Source organism: Lutibacter profundi, from assembly GCF_001543325.1.
In the GTDB taxonomy this organism is placed as follows: Bacteria; Bacteroidota; Bacteroidia; order Flavobacteriales; family Flavobacteriaceae; genus Lutibacter; species Lutibacter profundi.
In genome coordinates this window covers 2,609,180-2,630,672 of record NZ_CP013355.1, presented here as the reverse complement: position 1 = coordinate 2,630,672, position 21,493 = coordinate 2,609,180, and the positions used below count along the sequence as shown (strand labels likewise).

General features: G+C 29.8%; 15 protein-coding genes. 7 read left to right on the top strand and 8 right to left on the bottom strand.

Annotated features, from left to right (window positions below):
* Window positions 1–47: 47 nt before the first annotated feature.
* Window positions 48–563: a hypothetical protein gene (locus Lupro_RS11565; protein WP_068210439.1), complete on the top strand. Its 516-nt coding sequence runs from the start codon at window positions 48–50 to the stop codon at window positions 561–563.
* A 62-nt stretch (window positions 564–625) separates the two neighbouring features.
* On the opposite strand, the gene Lupro_RS11560 is transcribed toward Lupro_RS11565, so the two are convergent.
* The 3 genes from Lupro_RS11560 to Lupro_RS11550 form a co-directional block, all read right to left on the bottom strand.
* On the bottom strand, window positions 626–2,320 hold the full coding sequence (locus Lupro_RS11560) for a LysM peptidoglycan-binding domain-containing protein (RefSeq protein WP_068210436.1): 1,695 nt from the start codon (window positions 2,318–2,320) through the stop codon (window positions 626–628).
* Between the two features lie 22 nt (window positions 2,321–2,342).
* Entirely contained in the window at window positions 2,343–3,875 is a 1,533-nt protein-coding gene (gene guaA / locus Lupro_RS11555; RefSeq protein WP_068210433.1) for a glutamine-hydrolyzing GMP synthase, read from the bottom strand.
* A 131-nt stretch (window positions 3,876–4,006) separates the two neighbouring features.
* Entirely contained in the window at window positions 4,007–6,850 is a 2,844-nt protein-coding gene (locus Lupro_RS11550; protein WP_099092400.1) for a M16 family metallopeptidase, read from the bottom strand.
* 319 nt (window positions 6,851–7,169) lie between these two features.
* Here Lupro_RS11550 and gyrB point away from each other — a divergent pair, with 319 nt between their 5' ends.
* The 3 genes from gyrB to mdh all read left to right on the top strand — a co-directional run bounded on the left by gyrB (window position 7,170) and on the right by mdh (window position 11,280).
* Window positions 7,170–9,110, top strand: a complete 1,941-nt coding sequence (gene gyrB / locus Lupro_RS11545; RefSeq protein WP_068210430.1) for a DNA topoisomerase (ATP-hydrolyzing) subunit B — start codon at window positions 7,170–7,172, stop codon at window positions 9,108–9,110.
* A 102-nt stretch (window positions 9,111–9,212) separates the two neighbouring features.
* Window positions 9,213–10,226 (top strand): DUF6588 family protein, encoded by a 1,014-nt coding sequence (locus Lupro_RS11540; protein ID WP_068210429.1) that lies wholly within the window; start codon window positions 9,213–9,215, stop codon window positions 10,224–10,226.
* Window positions 10,227–10,356: 130 nt separating this feature from the next.
* Window positions 10,357–11,280 (top strand): malate dehydrogenase, encoded by a 924-nt coding sequence (mdh, locus tag Lupro_RS11535; protein ID WP_068210428.1) that lies wholly within the window; start codon window positions 10,357–10,359, stop codon window positions 11,278–11,280.
* Between the two features lie 66 nt (window positions 11,281–11,346).
* On the opposite strand, the gene Lupro_RS11530 is transcribed toward mdh, so the two are convergent.
* On the bottom strand, window positions 11,347–13,023 hold the full coding sequence (locus Lupro_RS11530; protein WP_068210427.1) for a formate--tetrahydrofolate ligase: 1,677 nt from the start codon (window positions 13,021–13,023) through the stop codon (window positions 11,347–11,349).
* Between the two features lie 168 nt (window positions 13,024–13,191).
* On the opposite strand from Lupro_RS11530, the gene secDF reads away from it, so the two are divergent.
* The 3 genes from secDF to obgE all read left to right on the top strand — a co-directional run bounded on the left by secDF (window position 13,192) and on the right by obgE (window position 18,477).
* Window positions 13,192–16,182 (top strand): protein translocase subunit SecDF, encoded by a 2,991-nt coding sequence (gene secDF, locus Lupro_RS11525; protein ID WP_068210425.1) that lies wholly within the window; start codon window positions 13,192–13,194, stop codon window positions 16,180–16,182.
* A 132-nt stretch (window positions 16,183–16,314) separates the two neighbouring features.
* The gene (locus tag Lupro_RS13325) at window positions 16,315–17,430 is read left to right on the top strand and encodes an adenylate kinase (RefSeq protein WP_082703909.1); all 1,116 of its coding nucleotides are present in this window, start codon (window positions 16,315–16,317) and stop codon (window positions 17,428–17,430) included.
* Window positions 17,431–17,484: 54 nt separating this feature from the next.
* Window positions 17,485–18,477: a GTPase ObgE gene (gene obgE / locus Lupro_RS11515; protein ID WP_068210421.1), complete on the top strand. Its 993-nt coding sequence runs from the start codon at window positions 17,485–17,487 to the stop codon at window positions 18,475–18,477.
* A 2-nt stretch (window positions 18,478–18,479) separates the two neighbouring features.
* Here the strand turns inward: obgE and Lupro_RS11510 are convergent, their stop codons facing one another.
* The 4 genes from Lupro_RS11510 to Lupro_RS11495 all read right to left on the bottom strand — a co-directional run bounded on the left by Lupro_RS11510 (window position 18,480) and on the right by Lupro_RS11495 (window position 21,389).
* Window positions 18,480–18,953: a hypothetical protein gene (locus tag Lupro_RS11510; RefSeq protein ID WP_068210418.1), complete on the bottom strand. Its 474-nt coding sequence runs from the start codon at window positions 18,951–18,953 to the stop codon at window positions 18,480–18,482.
* Window positions 18,954–18,992: 39 nt separating this feature from the next.
* Window positions 18,993–19,304, bottom strand: coding sequence for a hypothetical protein (locus Lupro_RS11505; RefSeq protein WP_068210413.1), 312 nt, complete (start codon window positions 19,302–19,304; stop codon window positions 18,993–18,995).
* Window positions 19,305–19,515: 211 nt separating this feature from the next.
* Complete coding sequence (locus Lupro_RS11500) at window positions 19,516–21,021, bottom strand: M56 family metallopeptidase (RefSeq protein ID WP_068210410.1); 1,506 nt, start codon at window positions 21,019–21,021, stop codon at window positions 19,516–19,518.
* On the bottom strand, window positions 21,018–21,389 hold the full coding sequence (locus Lupro_RS11495) for a BlaI/MecI/CopY family transcriptional regulator (protein ID WP_068210408.1): 372 nt from the start codon (window positions 21,387–21,389) through the stop codon (window positions 21,018–21,020). The genes Lupro_RS11500 and Lupro_RS11495 overlap by 4 nt, the downstream gene beginning before the upstream one ends.
* Window positions 21,390–21,493: the final 104 nt, after the last annotated feature.

Genomic DNA, 21,493 nt, shown 5'->3' with positions numbered 1-21,493 from the left:
TCACTGCAAAGATGTAACTTTGCAAACCATATAAAATTTATCATTCAATGTTTAATAAGTATATAAAATTAGTAATTGCAGCAGGAATTTTAGTTTTGGCAATATTTCAATTTATTGAGGGAAATATAATGAATGGTATTTCTTTAGTATTACTTGCTAGTATTTTTGTGCTATTTTATTTTAAAAATGAATTTATATTATTGGCCTTTTGGCAATTAAGAAAGCAAAATTTTGCCGGTGCTAGTAAATGGCTTGCCTATATTAAAAATCCAAGTAGTGCATTAGTTCAAAAACAAGAAGGTTATTTTAACTTTTTACACGGAATTTTAGTTTCGCAAACGAACCTTACTCAAGCTGAAAAGTTTTTTAAGAAAGCCTTAAAATTAGGACTTAGTATGAAGCATGACATAGCAATGGCAAAATTACAATTAGCAGGTATTGCAATGTCTAAAAGAAGAAAAAGAGAAGCTACAATGTTAATTAATGAAGCAAAAAAATTAGATTCTCAAGGTGTTTTAACCGATCAAATTAAAATGCTAAAACAACAAATGAAGAAAATGTAATTTATTACCGTATAAAAGTAAAAAATGCACAATTTAAAAACTGTGCATTTTTTTTTGGAATTTTATTCAATTACAATAGGTGTTAAATCTTTCGTGTATTGTATTAAAAACACACCTGTATTTTCAAAACTACCTAATAACTCTTTTTCATAATTAAAAACACGAGATACTCTTACTGATTTACCTGCTTTCAATCCTTCTTTAAGATTTTCTAGGCTAGCAAGCCTAATTAAAGTGTCATAAGTAACATCAAAACCTCTTATTACATATTTTGAAGGTAATGCATAATTTTTAGCTTTATACTTATCATAAAACCGTTTAACATTCGCATTTTCAATATTTATATATTCTGAAGTTGGGAAAACAAAATTTAACTTCCCTAAAAAACTATTGCTAATATTGTTAAAATTTTTACCTTTATTTAATGCAAATAACTGAATATCAACATCTTCAACATACGTTTTTAAATTATTTATTGCAGCAGAGGTAGTTACCTTTTCATCACTGCTAATAATTACCCAATTTCTACCTAGTGTATCTAGCTTTGTTTTAAAAAGCTCACTATCAATAAAACCCTCTTTTATTTTTACAACAGAAATTTTTTGGATAGAGTCAAAAGATTTAAGTTTGTTTACAATTCTCCAAAGTTTTGATTGATTTTTAGGGTTTTCATCATTAACTACAATTATATTTTCTCCGCTATATATTTTCTCCAAATAAGTTAGTAATTTATTTTCATAAACCTTTAAACCAGGAGATGCTTTTATCAAGTTTTCTTTTGAAAATAGCATTTGTTTTTTAGAAAATAACGGTGATACTACCGATGTTTTAGTATGTTTTGAAACCCACTGTGCTTTATCAAAAAACAGTGGACCAATAATTACATCAACATTTTTAAAATCGTTTTTATTTACAATATATTGTACTTTATAATCTGAATTTTCAGTATCAAAATACCGAACATTAATTTTCAATCCTTTTTGCCTCAAGGAATCTATTGCCATAATTGTACCCAAATGAAAATCTGTAGTGTAATTTAATAATGAATTACTTTTTTTAAAATTAACTTCTCTAATTGAATCATTTAATTTATTTAATTGATAAGGAAGCATAAAAACTACATTCAATTCGTTATCGAGATTTAAATTTTCTTTGAAAAAAACTATTGTATTCTCATCATTTTCAACAGGTTTAATTTTTAATAACATCCCCAACTTTAAGCCCTCACCTAAAATAGGATTTAAATTCAATAAACTTTCTTCTGTTACTTCAAACCTTTTTGCTAAATTATAAACAGTGTCATCAATTACCACCCTATGAAGTACATAGTTAATTGAATCCTTTTCTTGTGTAATACTCGGTTTAGGAATAATCAATTTCATCCCTATTTTTAAACCTTCTTTTAAAGTAGGGTTAATGGCTTTTAATTCATCAATGTGAACTCCAAATTTTCTCGAAATGCCAAATAATGTTTCTTTAGGTTTAACTGTATATAATTTTTCATTTGTTTTATTTGTATTTCTAACAACTCTACCAAAATTTTTATTGGGAACTATTATTACAGTATTTGGTTTAGGTCTTTTGCTAACTCCTGGATTTAAACGTAGCAAATCCCTTTTTGACATTTTATAGGTTTTTGCAATACTTTTTATTGTTTCTCCTTTTTTAACAGTATATGAAACGTACTTTTTTTGCTGTGCAAAAATTATTGCAGTACTTAAAAAAAGGAAAAGTAGTAACCATTTTATTTTTTTCATAAATGAAATTTAGTTTTAAAATTTATTCCCATTCAATAGTTGCTGGCGGTTTAGAACTTATATCATACACTACTCTATTAACGCCTTTAACACTATTTATTATTTTATTTGATGTTTTTTGTAAAAATTCATACGGTAAATTTACCCAATCAGCAGTCATTCCGTCTGTGGATTCTACCGCTCTTAAAACAACTGCTTTTTCGTATGTTCTTTCATCACCCATAACCCCAACTGAATTTACAGGAAGTAACATCGCTCCTGCTTGCCAAACTTTATCGTACAAACCTGACTCTTTCAAACCATTAATAAAAATAGCATCAACTTCTTGTAATATTCTTACTTTTTCAGCTGTAATATCTCCTAAAATACGAATTCCTAATCCAGGTCCAGGAAATGGATGTCGCCCTAACAGTTCGGTATCAATTTTTAATGATTTTCCTACTCTTCTAACTTCATCTTTAAATAGCATTTTTAAAGGTTCAACTATTTTTAACTTCATAAAATCGGGTAATCCACCAACATTATGATGTGATTTTATAGTTGCTGATGGTCCACCTGTAGCTGAAAGAGATTCAATTACATCCGGATAAATGGTTCCTTGTGCTAACCATTTAACATCTTCTATTAAGTGAGCTTCGTCATCAAAAACTTCAATAAAAACTCTACCTATAATTTTTCGTTTTCCTTCTGGGTCAGATTCTCCTTTAAGCTCTTTCAAGAAACGTGCCGAAGCATTAACACCTTTTACATTCAATCCCATTCCTTCGTATTGCTCCAATACATTTTCAAATTCATTTTTTCGCAATAATCCATTATTTACAAAAATGCAATATAAGTTATTGCCTATTGCTTTACTCAACAAAACGGCAGCTACTGTTGAATCTACTCCTCCTGACAAACCTAATACTACTTTATCATTCCCTAGTTTTTCTTTTAATTTGGCTACTGTTGATTCAACAAAAGAGTCAGGTGTCCAAGTTTGTTCAATACTAGCAATTTTAACTAAGAAATTTTCTAAAATTTTCAATCCATCTTTCGAGTGATATACTTCTGGATGAAATTGAATACCGTAAGTAGTTTCTTCTTTAATTTTAAATGCTGCATTTACAACATCATGCGTACTCGCAATTAACTCACAATTATTAGGTAAATCAACAATGGTATCACTGTGGCTCATCCAAACCTGACTACCTTCACTAACCTCTTCAAAAAATAATTCATTTTCTTTTACAAAAGAAAGATTAGCTCTTCCATATTCACGTGTATTAGAAGCTGCTACTTTTCCTCCAAAATTATGCGCTATAAATTGCGCTCCAAAACAAATGCCTAATAAAGGTAATTTACCTTTAATATTCGATAAATTTGGATACGGAGTATCTTCAAATCGCACAGAAAATGGGCTTCCAGAAAGAATCACAGCATTGTAGTTTTCAATGGTAAAATTTTTACTGTTATAAGGGAAAATTTCACAAAAAATGTTGAGTTCCCTAACTCTACGCGCAATTAACTGTGTGTATTGCGAACCAAAATCTAAAATAAGTACCTTTTGTTGCATTCGCAAAAGTAATATTTTACACTTAATTTAAGAAATAAAATAGTACACCATTTAAAAATATTGCCTAAAAGTATTATTTTAGATAAATTACAACTTTTAGGCAACATCGTTAAAATAATATTTTTAATTTTTTAGTTCTTCTCGGGCATTAGAATTCCTACAACTACTCCGTTTGTTAAAAACTTTTTAGCTGTAAATTGCACATCTTTTACAGTTAAATTATGTACCTGATTCTCATAATCTTTTAACTCGCTAATATCTTTTTTTAAGAAATTAGCACTAGAAATATTATCTAACCAAAATTTATTCTTTTTTAGTTGTTCTTTTCTCGATAACAAAAATGCTTCTTTTGCTTTATTTAAGTCTTTTTCACTTGGCCCTTCATTTACCATTTTTAAAATTTCAAGTTCTGAAATAGCTTTCAATTTCTCAACATTTTCAGGTCCACAAGAAAAGGAAATATTTAATCTATATGAATTATTTAACTCACTGAAATTTGAACTAACTCTTGGCGAATAAACTCCTGATGCTTCTTCTCTTAATTTCTCTACTAATTTGATAGACATTATCTCTCCTAAAGCATCCATTGCCAAACCATCTTTATTATTGTATGTTGCTTGACCACGATAAATCATATTTACCATACTTTTTGGATCGTTTCCTCTATAAAATGTTTTATTATAATTTCCTGTAATTGGGAAAAAACCATCATCCTTGTAATTTTCTCTTATTTCAGTTGAAGGTAAACTTGCAATATATAGACTTGCGTATTTTTTAAGTTTATTTACATCAAAATTTCCAACAAAATAGAAAATAAAATCTCCTGCATTCGAAAATTTTTGCTGATAAATTTCATAGGCTAAATTATAGTTTGATTTATCATAAGCTTCTGGAGTTGGAAAGCCTGTAAATCTGTCATAACCTTCATATTGATATTTAGAGAATGCATCTTGAAAATAAAACTGTGGATTTGCTAGTAGATTACCTAAAAATCCTTTTTGTTTAGAAACATACGAATTATACGCTTCTTTATCTTTATTTAATTGAGTGAAATTAAGATGAATTAACTGAAACAATGTTTCTAAATCTTTAGGAGTTGAAGAACCATTCATTCCTTCTAAAAACTTACTTATAAAAGGTCTTACCCTTACAATTTTACCTGTCATAAATTTATTTAAATCATTTTTATTAAGCCCTGCTATACCAGCTTCTGACAAACCTCTTAAAGCTAAATTCGCTTCTAAATATTCTTTTGTGCTCAATAAGGATGTTCCTCCGTAGCTTTCGGTCTTAAACAATACTTCATCATCTTTAAAGTTTGTTTTCTTGAAAATTACTTTTGCCCCGTTACTTAAAGTTAACGTAGAAAAACCATACTCTTCATTTTTTTCTTCTTTTAAAATTGTTCCTTTCTTAGGTAAACTTGTAAATAAAGACTCTTGTACTTTTGAATCTTCATAAGGTTTTATAGTAGTGTCTGTTTTTACAAAGTTTAATAAGTCTAGTACTTCTTTTTCCGTTACTGTTTTTTCTTTACCTGTTAGTTTTACAACACGATTATCGTCTCGTAAATATTCTTTTATCAATCCATTCACCTCGCTAAGCTTTATTTTTGGAAGCTCACTATTAAAAAAGTTATATGTCCATTCTAAACTAGGCATAGATTCTCCTTCCAAAAAATTATCAATCATTGGGTTTATTAACCTTTTTGACTCTTGTTTAGCCCTATTTTGATACCTCTTTTCAATTCTTGCCAACATACTTTTTTTTGCTCGTTCAAACTCTTCTTGTTGAAAACCATACCGCTTAACTCTCTCATTCTCTTCAACCAATGCCTTTAAGGCTGCTACAAAATCAGTCCCTTTTGCCATTGCTATAGATTGATACGCTTCTCTACCTCTCACATAAGTTCCTCCATTAAAGGAAAAACCATACACGAAAGGTGGATTTGGATTATTTCTTAGTTCTCCCAATCTACTATTTATCATTTCGGCAAATAACCCTTCTAACAGTTCTTTTTGAGCTCCTTTAATAGTGTTATCCGTTGTTTTAATCTTTGGATTTTTATACATCAACTCAACTTGGCTAAACATAGCTTCTTTATCAGACACTATTGCCACAAAAGTTTCTTTATGATTTTCGTCTCCAAAAATTTCACGGTATCTTGGATTTTTATTTTTATTTGGCTTATCAAAATGCGCTTTTATTTTAGCTTCTAAAGTAGTTACATCAACATCTCCAACCGCAATAACAGCCATCAAATCTGGCCTGTACCAATCTTTATGAAAACGTCTTAATACGTCAGGTTTAAAATTTTCTAAAATTTCTTTCTTACCAATTGGTAACCGTTTTGCATACTTAGAATTATATAATACCTTAGGTAAATAGTTTTTCATCATTCTTTTTTCTGCTCCTAACCCAGTCCTATATTCTTCTAGAACTACACCTCTTTCTTTATTAATCTCTTCATCAGTCAATAAAGCATTAAAAGCCCAATCTTCAAGAATTTGAAATCCTTTTTCTAATTTATCCTTATCATCACTTGGAATAGGTAATATATATACCGTTTCGTCAAAACTTGTATATGCGTTTAAATGCATTCCAAACTTAACTCCAATACTCTGAAGATAGTCTACTAATTCATTTTTCTTAAAGTTTTTAGTTCCATTGAAATTCATATGCTCCATAAAATGCGCTAAACCTTGTTGGTCATCATCTTCTAGTATAGAACCTGCGTTAACAACTAACCTTAATTCTACTTTATCTTCAGGCTTTCCATTGTTTTTAATATAGTATTTTATACCATTGCTTAAAGTTCCTCTAATTACTGATGGATCATCTGGAATTAAACTAGTGTTTAAATTTTCAACTTTTTCTGCTACTTTTTTTACATCTACAATTTTTGTAGTTTGGTTGGTACTGTTGCAAGAAATAATTATTGCAAACAATAGTAAACTTAAAATTTTTTTAATCACAACTTTTTATTTTTATTTATTGTGCTTAAATATACTTTTTTAATTTTTAATTCGATTAAATGTAACTTCACAGCAATAAATAAATTGTTTTAACCAGACTAAATAAATCCTTTTAAGCAACTTTATTTATTTTTGAATATCTCCCAAATTCATTCATCTCTGAAATTTGTTTTAAGAGGTTTTTTAGACCCTCTAAGAGACTTTTAAAAATAAACAACTTGTTAATAACTTGTGCTCTCACAACTTTAAGGCTATTTTAATTAAGCCTCTATTTTGTTATATTTGTCTTAATATTTATTAGTATAATACCCTTTTTAATATGAGCGAAGAAATTAAAAAAAATGATTATTCAGCCGATAGTATTCAGGCTTTAGAAGGAATGGAACATGTACGTATGCGTCCATCTATGTATATTGGAGATGTTAGCATAAGAGGTTTGCACCATTTAGTTTATGAAGTGGTTGACAACTCCATTGATGAGGCTATGGCAGGTCATTGTGATACAATTGATGTTATAATTAATGAAAATAATTCAATATCCGTTAAAGATAATGGTCGTGGTATTCCTGTAGGAATACATAAAAAAGAAGGTGTTTCTGCACTTGAAGTTGTAATGACCAAAATTGGAGCGGGTGGTAAATTTGATAAAGATTCTTATAAAGTATCTGGTGGTTTACACGGGGTAGGTGTTTCTGTTGTAAATGCTCTTTCTAGACATTTAAGGGCTACTGTTTATATAGATGGCAAAATTTGGGAACAAGAATATGAGAGAGGAAAAGCGTTATACCCTACCAAAATTATTGGAGAAAGTAATGATAAAGGAACAATGGTTACGTTTTTACCTGATACCAGTATTTTTACTCAAACAATTGAATTTAGTTTTGATACGCTAGCCACAAGGTTACGTGAACTTTCTTTCCTTAACAAAGGAGTAGCTCTTACCTTAACTGATAAAAGAACTACAGATGAAGAAGGTAATTTTCCTACTGAAAAATATTATAGTGATGAAGGGCTTCCTGAATTTATAAGATACTTGGATGCCACAAGAGAACAACTTACCTCTAGCGTTATAGCAATGGAAGGTGAAAAAAATGGCGTTCCTGTTGAAGTTGCTATGGTTTACAACACGTCATATACTGAAAATTTACACTCATACGTAAACAATATCAATACACACGAAGGAGGTACACACCTATCAGGTTTTAGACGAGGCTTAACAAATACTTTAAAAAAGTATGCTGAATCTTCTGGCATGTTAGACAAACTTAAATTTGATATTGCTGGAGACGATTTTCGTGAAGGTTTAACAGCAATTATTTCCGTTAAAGTTGCCGAACCTCAATTTGAAGGACAAACAAAAACAAAATTAGGAAATAGAGAAGTAACTTCTGCTGTAAGTCAATCAGTATCAGAAATGCTAACCAATTATTTGGAAGAAAATCCAAATGATGCCAAAATCATTGTTCAAAAAGTAATTTTAGCGGCAACAGCCCGCCATGCTGCACGTAAAGCACGTGAAATGGTTCAACGTAAAACAGTAATGTCTATTGGAGGCTTACCAGGTAAATTAAGTGATTGTTCTGAAACAGACCCTGAAAAATGTGAAATTTTTTTAGTTGAGGGAGATTCTGCAGGTGGTACAGCAAAACAAGGGAGAGATAGAGCTTTTCAAGCTATTTTACCACTAAGAGGTAAAATCTTAAATGTTGAAAAAGCAATGCAACATAAAGTTTTTGAAAATGAAGAGATAAAAAATATGTATACTGCTTTAGGTGTTTCTATTGGAACTGAAGAAGATCCAAGAGCTTTAAACTTATCTAAACTTCGTTACAATAAAATAGTAATTATGTGTGATGCCGATGTTGATGGTAGCCATATTGCAACACTAATTCTCACATTCTTTTTTAGATATATGAAAGAATTGATTGAAAATGGACATATTTTTATAGCTACTCCTCCTTTATATTTAGTTAAAAAGGGCCAGAAAAAAGAATACGCTTGGAGTGATGACCAACGTGATTTAATTTCTTTAAAATTGGGTAGTGGATCATCTATACAACGCTACAAAGGTCTTGGTGAAATGAATGCCACACAACTTTGGGATACAACTATGAACCCCGAATTTAGAACTTTAAGACAGGTTTTTATTGATAATTTAACTGAAGCCGATAGAGTTTTTTCTATGTTAATGGGAGATGAAGTACCTCCACGTAGAGAGTTTATAGAAAAAAATGCTAAATATGCAAATATTGATGCTTAATAATAAGTATAACATATAATTAAAAAAAAACCACTTTTTCAAGTGGTTTTTTTGATTATTAACAGTATATTTATATCTTTAACTTAATTTTAAACCCCTTTTATGAAAAAATTAAGCCTCTTTCTGTTTTTTATCTTAAGCCTTAATATTAAGGCTCAAAATTTAGATATACTATTACTAGCTAGTGATGATGCTTCCTTGTTATTCCAAAATTATATGTCACCTATAATGAATGGGATGGCCTATAGTTTGAATGACGGATGGTATTCAACTGCAAAAACACATAAAAAACTTGGATTTGATATCTCTTTCAATGTAAATGTTGCAATTGTCCCTAAATCTTCTAGAGCATTCTCTTTTAATGCAAATGACTATCAATATTTAACACTCGAAAGCGGAGATAGTAATATTCAAACAATTATGGGTTCAAATAATAACAGCAAAATTGGTGTTCGAATTCCTGAAGCTAATGGCTATAAAGTTGCTGATTTTGATATGCCTGATGGTGTGGGAGGCGATTTACCTTTAAACGCCGTACCCTCACCAGTTATTCAAGCAAGTATTGGAATGCCTTTTAGTACAGACGTAAGTATTCGATTTTTACCTTCAATCAATACAACTGACGTTGAAGGGAATATGTTTGGTGTTGGTATTAAACATAATTTAATGCAATATTTAGGACTTTTAGATAAACTCCCATTAAACGTAGCCTTATTTGCAGGGTACACAACTATGTCATCTACCTATAATTTACAAAATGTTAGCACGCTTGCTGGAAATAATCAAGAAGCTAGTTTTAATTTAAGCACCTATACTGTACAAGCAATTGCATCATTAGATTTTCCAATAATAACACTTTATGGAGGTGTTGGATACGATAAAGGTACTTCAACCTTAAAAATAAAAGGAACCTACCAATTAGAGTATACATTGGAAAATACGAATATCACTGTTACAGATTCTGTAACAGATCCTATAAATATGGATTTCAATGCTAATGGAGTTCGTGGGACTTTAGGTGCGAGATTAAATTTAGGATTCTTTAAATTTTATGGAGATTATACTATTAAAGAATACAATACCGTTACTGCTGGAATTGCTTTTAGTTTTAGATAAAAAAATTAAATATACTATATCTTAGGATTGTTTTCAACAATCCTTTTTTTGTTATAAATATTACACCTTTTTGATTTAAAAATTTGTAATTTTGAAACTAACATTATTTATAAATAAACAACACAATATAATGAAAGTTACAGTAGTAGGTGCAGGTGCTGTTGGTGCAAGTTGCGCACAGTACATTGCCGTAAAAAATTTCGCGTCAGAAGTAGTAATCATTGACATTAAAGAAAATTATGCTGAAGGTAAAGCAATGGACCTTATGCAAACAGCATCTTTAATGGGTTTTGACACTAAAATAACTGGCTCAACAAATGATTATTCTAAAACAGCAAATAGTGATATTGCTGTTATAACCAGTGGTATTCCAAGAAAACCAGGAATGACACGTGAAGAATTGATTGGTATAAATGCAGGTATTGTAAAATCTGTTGCTGAAAGTTTAATTAAACACTCTCCAAATGTTATTATTATAGTAGTAAGCAACCCTATGGACACTATGGCTTACTTAGCTCATAAATCTTTAGGGATTCCTAAAAACAGAATTATTGGAATGGGAGGCGCACTTGACAGTGCTCGTTTTAAATACCGTTTAGCTGAAGCCTTAGAATGTCCAGCATCTGACGTTAATGGAATGGTAATTGGAGGTCATAGCGATACTGGTATGATTCCTTTAACTCGCTTTGCTGTTAGAAATAGCTTACCTGTTTCTATATTTTTATCTGAAGAAAGATTAGAACAGGTTGCTGCAGACACTAAAGTTGGTGGAGCTACTTTAACAAAAATGTTAGGAACAAGTGCTTGGTACGCTCCAGGAGCTGCTGTTTCTGAATTAGTTAAAGCTATTGCTTTAGACTCTAAAAAAATGTTCCCTTGCTCTGCCTTACTAGAAGGTGAATATGGGTTAAATGACATTTCAATAGGTGTTCCTTGTATTTTAGGTAGAAATGGTATTGAAAAAATTGTAGAACTTGAATTAACCGATGCTGAAAAAGCAAAATTACAAGAAAGTGCTGCAGCCGTTAAAAAAACAAATGGCCTATTAGGTTAACATATTTAAACATCAATTTAAAAAGCCTTGTTTAAAGCAAGGCTTTTTAAATTGATGTTCCTATTTTTAAGACAATCCAGAAATTACACCATCATCATCTATTGTCATTCCTTCAGAAGCAGGTACACCTGGCAATCCTGGCATACGCATCATTTGTCCTAATATTGGGATAATAAATCTAGCTCCAGCAGCAATTTCAATTTCACGAACCGTCACAACAAAATCTTTTGGCCTTCCTACCAAAAATTCATTATCTGAAAAAGATTTTTGTGTTTTAGCCATACAAATTGCAAAATCATTAAATCCTAACCGGTCAATTCGTTTTAAATTTAATTTTGCTTTTTTATCAAAATCTACAGCATCTGCCCCATAAATTTCCTTGGCTATTTTTTCTATTTTTTCTTTTACTGGAGAATTCCAGTTATAAATTGGTTTAAATTGAGTTGTTGTTGCTTCAACAACATTTACAACGGCTTGAGCTAATTTTTTAGTTCCATTACCTCCTTTTTCCCAACCTTTAGAAACAACTGCTTGTACATTTAACTCTTCACATTTCTCAATTATAAATTCAATTTCATTATGCGAATCAGTTATAAAAGTGTTGATGGCTACAACAGGCTCTATATTAAATTTTCTAATATTTTCTATATGCTTTTCTAAGTTACAGAAACCTGCTTTAACAAAATCTATATTAGGGTTGTTTAACTCTTCTTTTTTTGCTCCTCCATGATGGCGCAAAGCTCTAATTGTAGCAACTAAAACTACTGCTTTTGGATTTAAATCTGCAGCCACACATTTAATATTTAAAAATTTCTCAGCTCCTAAATCAGCTCCAAAACCTGCTTCAGTAATTACGTAATTAGATAATGACAATCCCATTTTAGTAGCAATAATTGTATTCGTTCCTTGAGCTATATTTGCAAATGGACCTCCGTGAATAATTGCTGGGTTTTCTTCTAAAGTTTGTACTAAATTAGGTTTTATAGCATCTTTTAATAAAATTGCCATTGCGTTTTCCGCTTTTAAATCACGTGCAAAAATTGGTTTTTTATCAAATGTAAATCCCACAAAAATATCTCCCAAACGCTCTTTTAAGTCTTTAAAATTAGTAGCCATACACAAAATAGCCATCACTTCAGAAGCAGGTGTAATATTAAAACCATCTTCTCTAGGAATACCATTTGCGGTACCTCCTAAGCCAATAGTTATTTTACGCAAAGACCTATCATTCATATCAATAACACGTTTCCAAAAAATTGCTCTAGGATCTAAATTAAAATTACAACACTTACTTTGTAAATTATTATCAATTAAAGCTGAAAGTAAATTATTTGCTTTTTCAATTGCATTAAAATCACCTGTAAAATGTAAGTTAATGTCTTCCATTGGAACTACTTGAGAATACCCACCTCCAGCTGCACCTCCTTTAATTCCAAAAACAGGCCCTAATGACGGCTCTCTCAAGACCGCTGTTGCTTGTTTTCCTATTTTGTTTAACCCTTCTGTTAACCCTATAGAAACTGTTGTTTTTCCCTCTCCTGCTGGCGTTGGAGTAATTGCTGTAACTAAAACTAAATTATTTAGTTTAATTTTTTCTTCATCAATTAAATGTAAAGGTAGCTTAGCTTTGTATTTTCCATACAACTCTAAATCATCTTCTTTAATTCCTAATTTCGCCCCTATTTCTTTAATATGTATAAGCTCTTTTCCTTGTGCTATTTCTATATCAGATAAATGTTTCATTTTTAAAAAAATTTAGGATACAAATATATAAAATTCATACTTCAGAATTTAAATAATTGACCATGTATTAATTTATAAGTATAAAAACAAAAAAAGAATTGTTAGTTCCTGTTTGAAATTATATATTTGCACGTTTATTACAAATGAATTATTATAAAAAAAATTAAGATGCAAAACAAAGGACTTATAAAGTTATTTGCTATTCTATTCGGATTAGTGAGTTTATATCAATTATCATTCACTTGGTTTACAAATGGCGTTGAAGACAAAGCAAAAACATATGCTGAATCTAAATCTAATGATGGTAAGGAAATAGCGAAATTAGAGGGATACTATTTAGATTCTATAGCAAATAAACCAATTATTGATTTAGGTTTTGCAAAATTTACCTATAATGATATCAAAAATAAGGAATTAAATTTAGGTTTAGACCTTAAAGGAGGTATTAATGCCATATTACAAGTATCTGTTAAAGATATTTTAATTGGCTTATCTAACAATTCTAAAAACCCTGTGTTTAATGAAGCTTTAGCTAAAGCTACAGAAGCCCAAAAAAATAGTGATAAAACTTTTTTAGATTTATTTTATAATGAATTTGAAAAAGCAAGTAACGGTACTGTTAAATTAAGTGATCCAAGTATTTTTGGAAATAAATCATTACGCGAAAAAATTAATTTTAAACTTACTGATGAAGAAGTAAAACCAATTATTGAAGATGAAGTTACTGGTTCAATAAATACCGCCTTTGAAGTTTTACGTAGTCGTATAGATAAATTTGGTGTTACACAACCAAATATTCAACGTATTGGGAATTCTGGTCGTATTTTAATAGAATTACCTGGAGCTAAAGATATTGATCGAGTTGAAAGATTACTACAAAGCACTGCTGAATTACAATTTTGGGAAGTTTATTCAAACCAAGAAACTGCTAATTTCTTTTTTGCAGCAAACAATGTTATTGAGAACTTTTTAAAAGAGCAAACAAAAGCAGATACCACTTTAGTTAAAAATGATAATTTAGAAGACTTATTAGGAGAGGTGTCTGATTCTTTAGCCACCAAAAAAACAGCTAATTTATTTTCTGTATTTACACCTAGCATTCCTCAATCCGAGGATCAAATATCATCAGTTATAGGAAATGCTAAAGTATCAGATACTGCCAAGGTAAATGCTTATTTAGCAATGAAAAGTGTTAGAGCTCAATTGCCTAATGAAATGAAATATATTAAATTTCTTTGGGATGCAAAACCTTTTGCTTCGACCGATTTTACAACAAATGAAAATGTAGATAGAATCTCATTATATGGTATAAAATCTAACCGAGAAGATGTTGCCCCTATTGAAGGTGATGTAATTGATGATGCTAGTCAGGAATACGGGCAAACAGGAAAGCCCGAAGTTAGTATGACAATGAATGCAATTGGCTCAAAACAATGGGGTAAAATGACTACCGAGAATGTTGGTAAATTTGTAGCCGTTGTATTAGATGATTACGTTTATACTGCTCCAAGAGTTAATACACCAATTACAACAGGTAGAACTTCCATTTCTGGTGGAAGCATGACTGTTAGTGAAGCACAAGACATTGCAAATGTTTTAAAAGCTGGTAAATTACCAGCTGCTGCACATATTATACAAAAAGCAATTGTTGGGCCATCACTGGGGCAAAAAGCAATTGATAGTAGTATGAGTTCTTTTGGATTGGCTCTATTATTAATTTTACTTTGGATGATTTTCTACTATGGTAAAGCAGGTGCAATTGCCGATATTGCTTTAGCAACCAACCTTTTATTCATTTTTGGTATTTTAACAGCATTTGGTGCTGTATTAACCTTACCAGGTATTGCAGGTATTATTTTAACAATAGGTATGTCTGTTGATGCAAACGTAATTATTTTTGAAAGAATTAAAGAAGAATTAAATAAAGGAAAAGCACTTAAAGCAGCTATATCATACGGGTTTAGCTTTAAAGGTGCATTGTCTGCAATTGTTGATGCAAATATAACAACAATGCTTACGGGTATTATTCTATACGTATTTGGTACCGGCCCTGTTAAAGGTTTTGCATATACATTAATGGTTGGTATTGCAACTTCACTATTTTCAGCCGTATTTATTACTAGACTATTAATTGATTGGTACGCTGCAAAAGGAAAAAAATTCACCTTCAATACAAATATTACTAAAAATTGGTTTACAAATATTGATGTTGAATTCTTGAAAAAACGTAAAATTGCGTATATAATTTCAAGTATTTTTATCATTATAGGGTTAAGTTCGTTATTTACAAAAGGGTTAAATTATGGTGTTGATTTTGTTGGAGGTAGATCTTATGTTGTAAAGTTTGAAAAGCCTATGAGTGCAACAGATGTCTCTGAAAGTTTGAAAGATGTTTTTGGAAGTGCACCAGAAGTAAAAACATACGGAGCCTCAAACCAATTAAAAATTACTACGAAATATAAAATAGATGAAGAAGGAAATCATGTTGATAATGAAGTACAAAGTTTGTTGTATAAAGGATTAAAAAAGTACATTCCAGCAGATGTAACATTAGAGGCATTTAAGCCAGGTTATGGTGGTGTAAAAACAACTGGTATTTTAAGTTCTATTAAAGTAGAACCAACAATTGCTGATGATATTAAAACTGCTGCGGGCTGGGCTATTCTAGGTTCCTTATTAGTTATATTCTTATACATCCTATTTAGATTTAGAAAGTGGCAATACAGCCTAGGTGCTGTTGCAGCATTGTTCCATGATGTATTAATTGTAATTGGAATTTTCTCTATATTTAACAAGATTTTACCTTTTGACATGGAAATTGGACAATCTTTTATTGCCGCTATTTTAACTGTTTTAGGGTACTCAATTAATGATACCGTTATTGTTTTTGATAGAATTCGTGAATTTGCAAATACTCACACTACTTGGAAATTTTCAAAAGTAATTGACAAAGCCTTAAGTACAACATTAGGAAGAACAATAAATACCTCATTAACAACATTGGTAGTGTTATTTGCCATATTCTTATTTGGAGGAGATTCTATAAAAGGATTTATGTTCGCATTAATTATAGGTATTATTGTTGGTACATATTCATCTCTTTTTATTGCCTCTCCAATATTGTATGATTCTGTAAAAAAATTAAACAAAAAGAACTAAAAATATATAACCTAACTATCAAAAACCGTTTTGAATTGTCAAAACGGTTTTTGTATTTCAAATTAGCAAATAAATTCAAAATAAAATCTATTATTCTTTATTGATTCTTAAATTTGTAATAAATTGATGCCCATGAGTATTATTAAACTACACGATAAATATTTTAAAACATATATTTCTGAAAAAAAAATAACAGAAGCAATAGAACAACTAGTAAAACAAGTTTATGAAGATTGCAAAGATGAAAACCCATTATTTATAGGTATTCTAAATGGAAGTTTTATGTTTGTTGCTGATTTTGTGAGAAAATATACAGGTAATTGTGAAGTTTCATTTGTTAAATTATCCTCTTATGAAGGAACAAATTCTACCGGTAATATTAAAGAATTAGTTGGCTTAAATGAAAATTTAGAAGGAAGAACAGTTGTAATTTTAGAAGATATTATTGATACGGGAAATACACTTCAAGAAATCTATAAAATTTTTAGAAATAAAAAAGTGAAACAACTCAAAATTGCTACTTTATTCTTTAAACCAGACGTATTTAAAAAAGATTTACCTGTAGATTATATTGGCATTTCAATACCCAATAAATTTATAGTTGGTTATGGTTTAGACTACAATGGCATAGGGAGAAACCTTTCAGATATATACCAACTTACAGCTAACCCAAAACTAAAAAATATTGTTTTATTTGGACCTCCAGGCGTAGGAAAAGGGACTCAAGCTAAATTGTTAAAAGAAAAATATAATCTTGTTCATATTTCAACAGGAGATGTTTTTAGGCATCATATTAAAAATAAAACAAAGCTAGGAAAACTTGCCCAATGGTATATGGATAAAGGAAATTTGGTACCTGATGAAGTTACCATAAAAATGCTAAAAGCTGAAGTTGAAAAAAATATTGGTTCTAATGGATTTATTTTTGATGGCTTTCCAAGAACAGAATTACAGGCAAGAGCGCTTGACAAGTTTTTAGCTGAAAAAGGCGAAATAGTTAATGGAATGGTAGCCCTTGAAGTTCCAGAAAATATTTTGGTTGAACGCTTATTAGAACGAGGTAAAACTAGTGGAAGACCTGATGACCAAGATGAAGCAAAAATTCGTAATCGTTTTAACGAATACAGTACAAAAACTGAAATTTTAAAAGATTACTATCAAGCCCAAAATAAATATTTTGGAATTAATGGAGTGGGAACTATTCATGAAATTACTTTACGATTATCCAAAATAATTGATAACTTATAAGAATATTTTTTATTATATTAATATTCTCTAACTTAATATTTAATATTATTACTAATGACTGAAGGGAATTTTGTTGATTATACAAAAATTTATGCCTGTTCTGGAAAAGGTGGTGGAGGCTCTGTGCATTTACATAGAGAAAAATACATTACCAAAGGAGGCCCAGATGGTGGGGATGGTGGACGTGGTGGACACGTAATTTTACGAGCCAACCCCAATTTATGGACCTTATATCACTTGAAATTTAACAAGCATTTTAGAGCTGAACATGGAGGCCATGGTAGTAAATCACGAAGTACAGGAAAAGATGGTGGAGATGTTTATATTGATGTTCCTTTAGGAACTATTGTTAGGGATAGTGAAACTCAAGAAATACTTTTTGAAATTACTACTGAAAACACTGAACAAATTTTATTAGAAGGTGGAATGGGTGGCCTTGGAAACTGGAACTTTAGATCGGCTACAAATCAAACGCCACGATATGCACAACCTGGAATTGATGGTAAAGAAGGATGGTTTCAATTAGAATTAAAATTATTGGCTGATGTTGGCTTGGTTGGATTCCCAAATGCCGGAAAATCTACACTACTTTCAGTACTTACCGCTGCAAAACCTAAAATTGCAGACTATGCATTTACAACTCTAAAACCTAATTTAGGAATTGTGAAATATAGAGATTTTCAAACATTCGTAATGGCTGATATTCCCGGTATAATTGAAGGTGCAGCTGAAGGAAAAGGACTTGGACACCGATTTTTACGTCATATTGAAAGAAATTCAACCTTACTGTTTTTAATACCTGCTGATTCAGATGATATTCAAAAAGAATATGCTATTTTACTAAATGAACTCAAAAAACACAATCCTGAACTTTTAGATAAAAGTAGGCTATTAGCGATCTCAAAATCGGATATGTTAGATGATGAATTGAAAGACGAAATTAAAAGTGATTTACCTAAAGGAATTGAAACTATTTTTATTTCATCTATTGCACAACAAGGTTTAGTTGAACTAAAAGATACCTTGTGGAAAATGTTAAATAATTAATTTTAATTTTTTAATATTATTGGCAACGTAAATTCTGTAGTAACCGGCATATTTCGTTTTATTGCAGGCTGTAATGTTGGTAAACTCTGTAAACTTGTCTTTATTAAGCTATCTAAATTTGGAAGTAATTCTTTTGTTTCTTTAGAAATTTGAATACTTGAAAGGCTTGTTTCACCTAAAATATTGACTTTTAATTTTACCAATACGGTATCATTCACCTTTTCTTTGGCATTTAGTTTAAATTGTTTTAAAAATGCATAAATATACTGTGACATCTCTAGTTGAAAACAAATTTGCTGCTTCCTTCGTGATGGAATATCTTTACAATTAGGAAATAATGGAAAAGCGTCAACAGTACTAAAATCAACAATAGTATCTACTTCTTGTATAGGTTTTCTTTCTAATTTTTTTTCAAAATAAGAACACGATACCAATAATGACATCAAAAATAATAAAGCAACTAATTGTTTTAACATATGTATTTATTTCCACAAGTGAAAATACAACATTTTATGTTACTCAACAATTTCACCTTTAATAAAGTATTCTTTTTTTATCTCTTTAATTCTATTTTTTGCATATAAAGTCAATTTTTTGTTTTCACCTTCAAACCTTTGAATAAAATTTTGATAATGTTTAAACGCTATTTTTTTATCCTTATAATATGTATCAGAAGTTAACGCCAATTGAAATAGTGCTTTGTGGTTATTTCTATTGTATTTAACAGACTCTTTAAAAAATTTAATTGCAACCTTTACATTAAATTCTTCTTTGGCTATTATACCTGATAGAAGAAATTGTTTATCCAAATCAGCTCTTCCATACATAATAGACTGTATTAAATAAAATTGAGCCAATTTATCATAAATCTTAACTGTTTTGTTGTATTCATTTTCTAACTTAACTAAAGTCTCTTGCTAATTTCCTTTAAGTAATAAACTATCTACAATGGTAAAAACCGAAGGCTGTGCTTCGGTTTTTAGTGCTAGCAATACTATTATTAATGTAACTATAATCTTTTTCACAAATACTATTTAATTATTCAACTTTAAAGGCAATAGGTAAACTATACTTCACACCTACATTTTCCCCATGATGTTTACCAGATACCATTTTTGGTAATAAATTTACAACTCTAATTGCTTCCTCTTGTAATGCTTTATGTGGAGCTCTTGCCTTTATATCAGCAATATTTCCATTTTTATCAATTTTAAACATCACAAAAATTCTTTTTACTCCAGATTCAAGATTTAACTCTGTAGCTAAATTTACATTGAAATTTTCACTTATAGCTTGTGTTATTTTTTCTTGCAAACAAGTTCGCAACTCATCCTTAGTTCCTACACAACCTGGGTATATGGGTACTTCATCTATTACTGCAAAAGGAATCGACCCATCATCATTAATTTTTTTATTATTCACATTAGAAAAATATTTGGTTTTAGCGAAATAAACCCTGTCCCCATTTTCATTTATTATAATACTTATATCAAGCTTAGGTTTTTCAATATTCTTAAATTTATTAAAAACAGCCTTCTCTTTTTCTGTATATTCCTCGATAGAAACTACTTCTCCCACTAAATGTGTGCCTAGAAACATTTTAAACCCATTTTCACCTTCAAAATACTTTCCTTCTGAAATACTGTTCTCTTTATTTAAAACTTTCTCAACCTGTTCAATATCCATTTGAGAATCATTAGAGCATGACACATAAACAAGCATACCCAACAACAAAGGCACTATTAATAAATACTTTAACTGTTTCATTCTTTTTGATTTTTCTTTTGTAATCATAACTATTCTTTTTTTAATTAATGAATGTTTAAAAAATTGATTGATAAACGAAATATTTTCAACATTAAAAGTTTCAGACAACAACTTATTGAAATACATTTTTTTATTGGTTTCTAACACTACCTCAGCATCAGAAATATATTCGTGTAATAAGGTAATTCGCTTTTGATACACATAAACTAATGGATTGAACCATAATACTATTTTTAAGATTTCAAAAAACAATAAATCAAGTGTATGATTTTGTTTACAGTGTATTAATTCGTGTTTAATTATTTGTAAATCTTCACTTTTTAAAAGATGCTCATTTATAAATATATAATTGAAAAATGAGAAAGCAGATTGTTTCTTTTCCAGCACAACTAAAGAGTAATGTTGTTTTTTAATTACTTTATTAGTTATAATTAATTGTAATATTTTAGTCAGTTTAATTAAAAACAATAACGCAAAAAAAGAAAGTCCAACAAAAAATATTATTGATATATAATTTAGTGTAGAACCACTTTGAACAGTTTGTTCAATAACCGCTTGCGGATTCAAAAATACTGTTGGTAATTGAACAATATATTCTTGAGGAATTGTTTCTTGGATACTTTTAAACTTTAATAATGGCAGTATGAAAGATAAAACAGGTGTACTCAATAAGTAAAACCGATTCCACTTAAAAAATGTTTCCTTTTGTAAAAACAAATCGTATACCGCTAAAAACAACGCCTGAAAAAGGATTACTTGTAGTATATAGTTTATCATTTATTTGATTTTTTTTCGTTTATAGCTTCTAAAATTGTTTCTAGTTCTTTTAAATCAACATCATTTTTATCAACAAAAAATGACACCATATTTTTAAAAGAACCCCCAAAATAACTGTCAACCAATTTGTGTAAACTCTGATTGCTATAATCAGTTTTTTGAATCAAAGGAAAATAAATATAACCTCTTCCTTTTGCTTTATGAGATACAAAATTTTTAGTTTCTAAAATTCTTATTATTGTAGAAACCGTATTGTAAGCAGGTTTAGGATTGGGCAGCTTGTTAATAATTTCCTGAACAGATGCTTCATTCAATTCCCACAAAACTTGCATTAATTGCTCTTCTGCTTTTGTTAATTGTTTGTTCATTTTTCAACTAAGTTTTTAGTTTTATAATACAAATATAACTAAATATTTAGTTTAAACTAATTTTTTAGTTATTAATTATAAAAATTAATAGCTAATATTTTTTA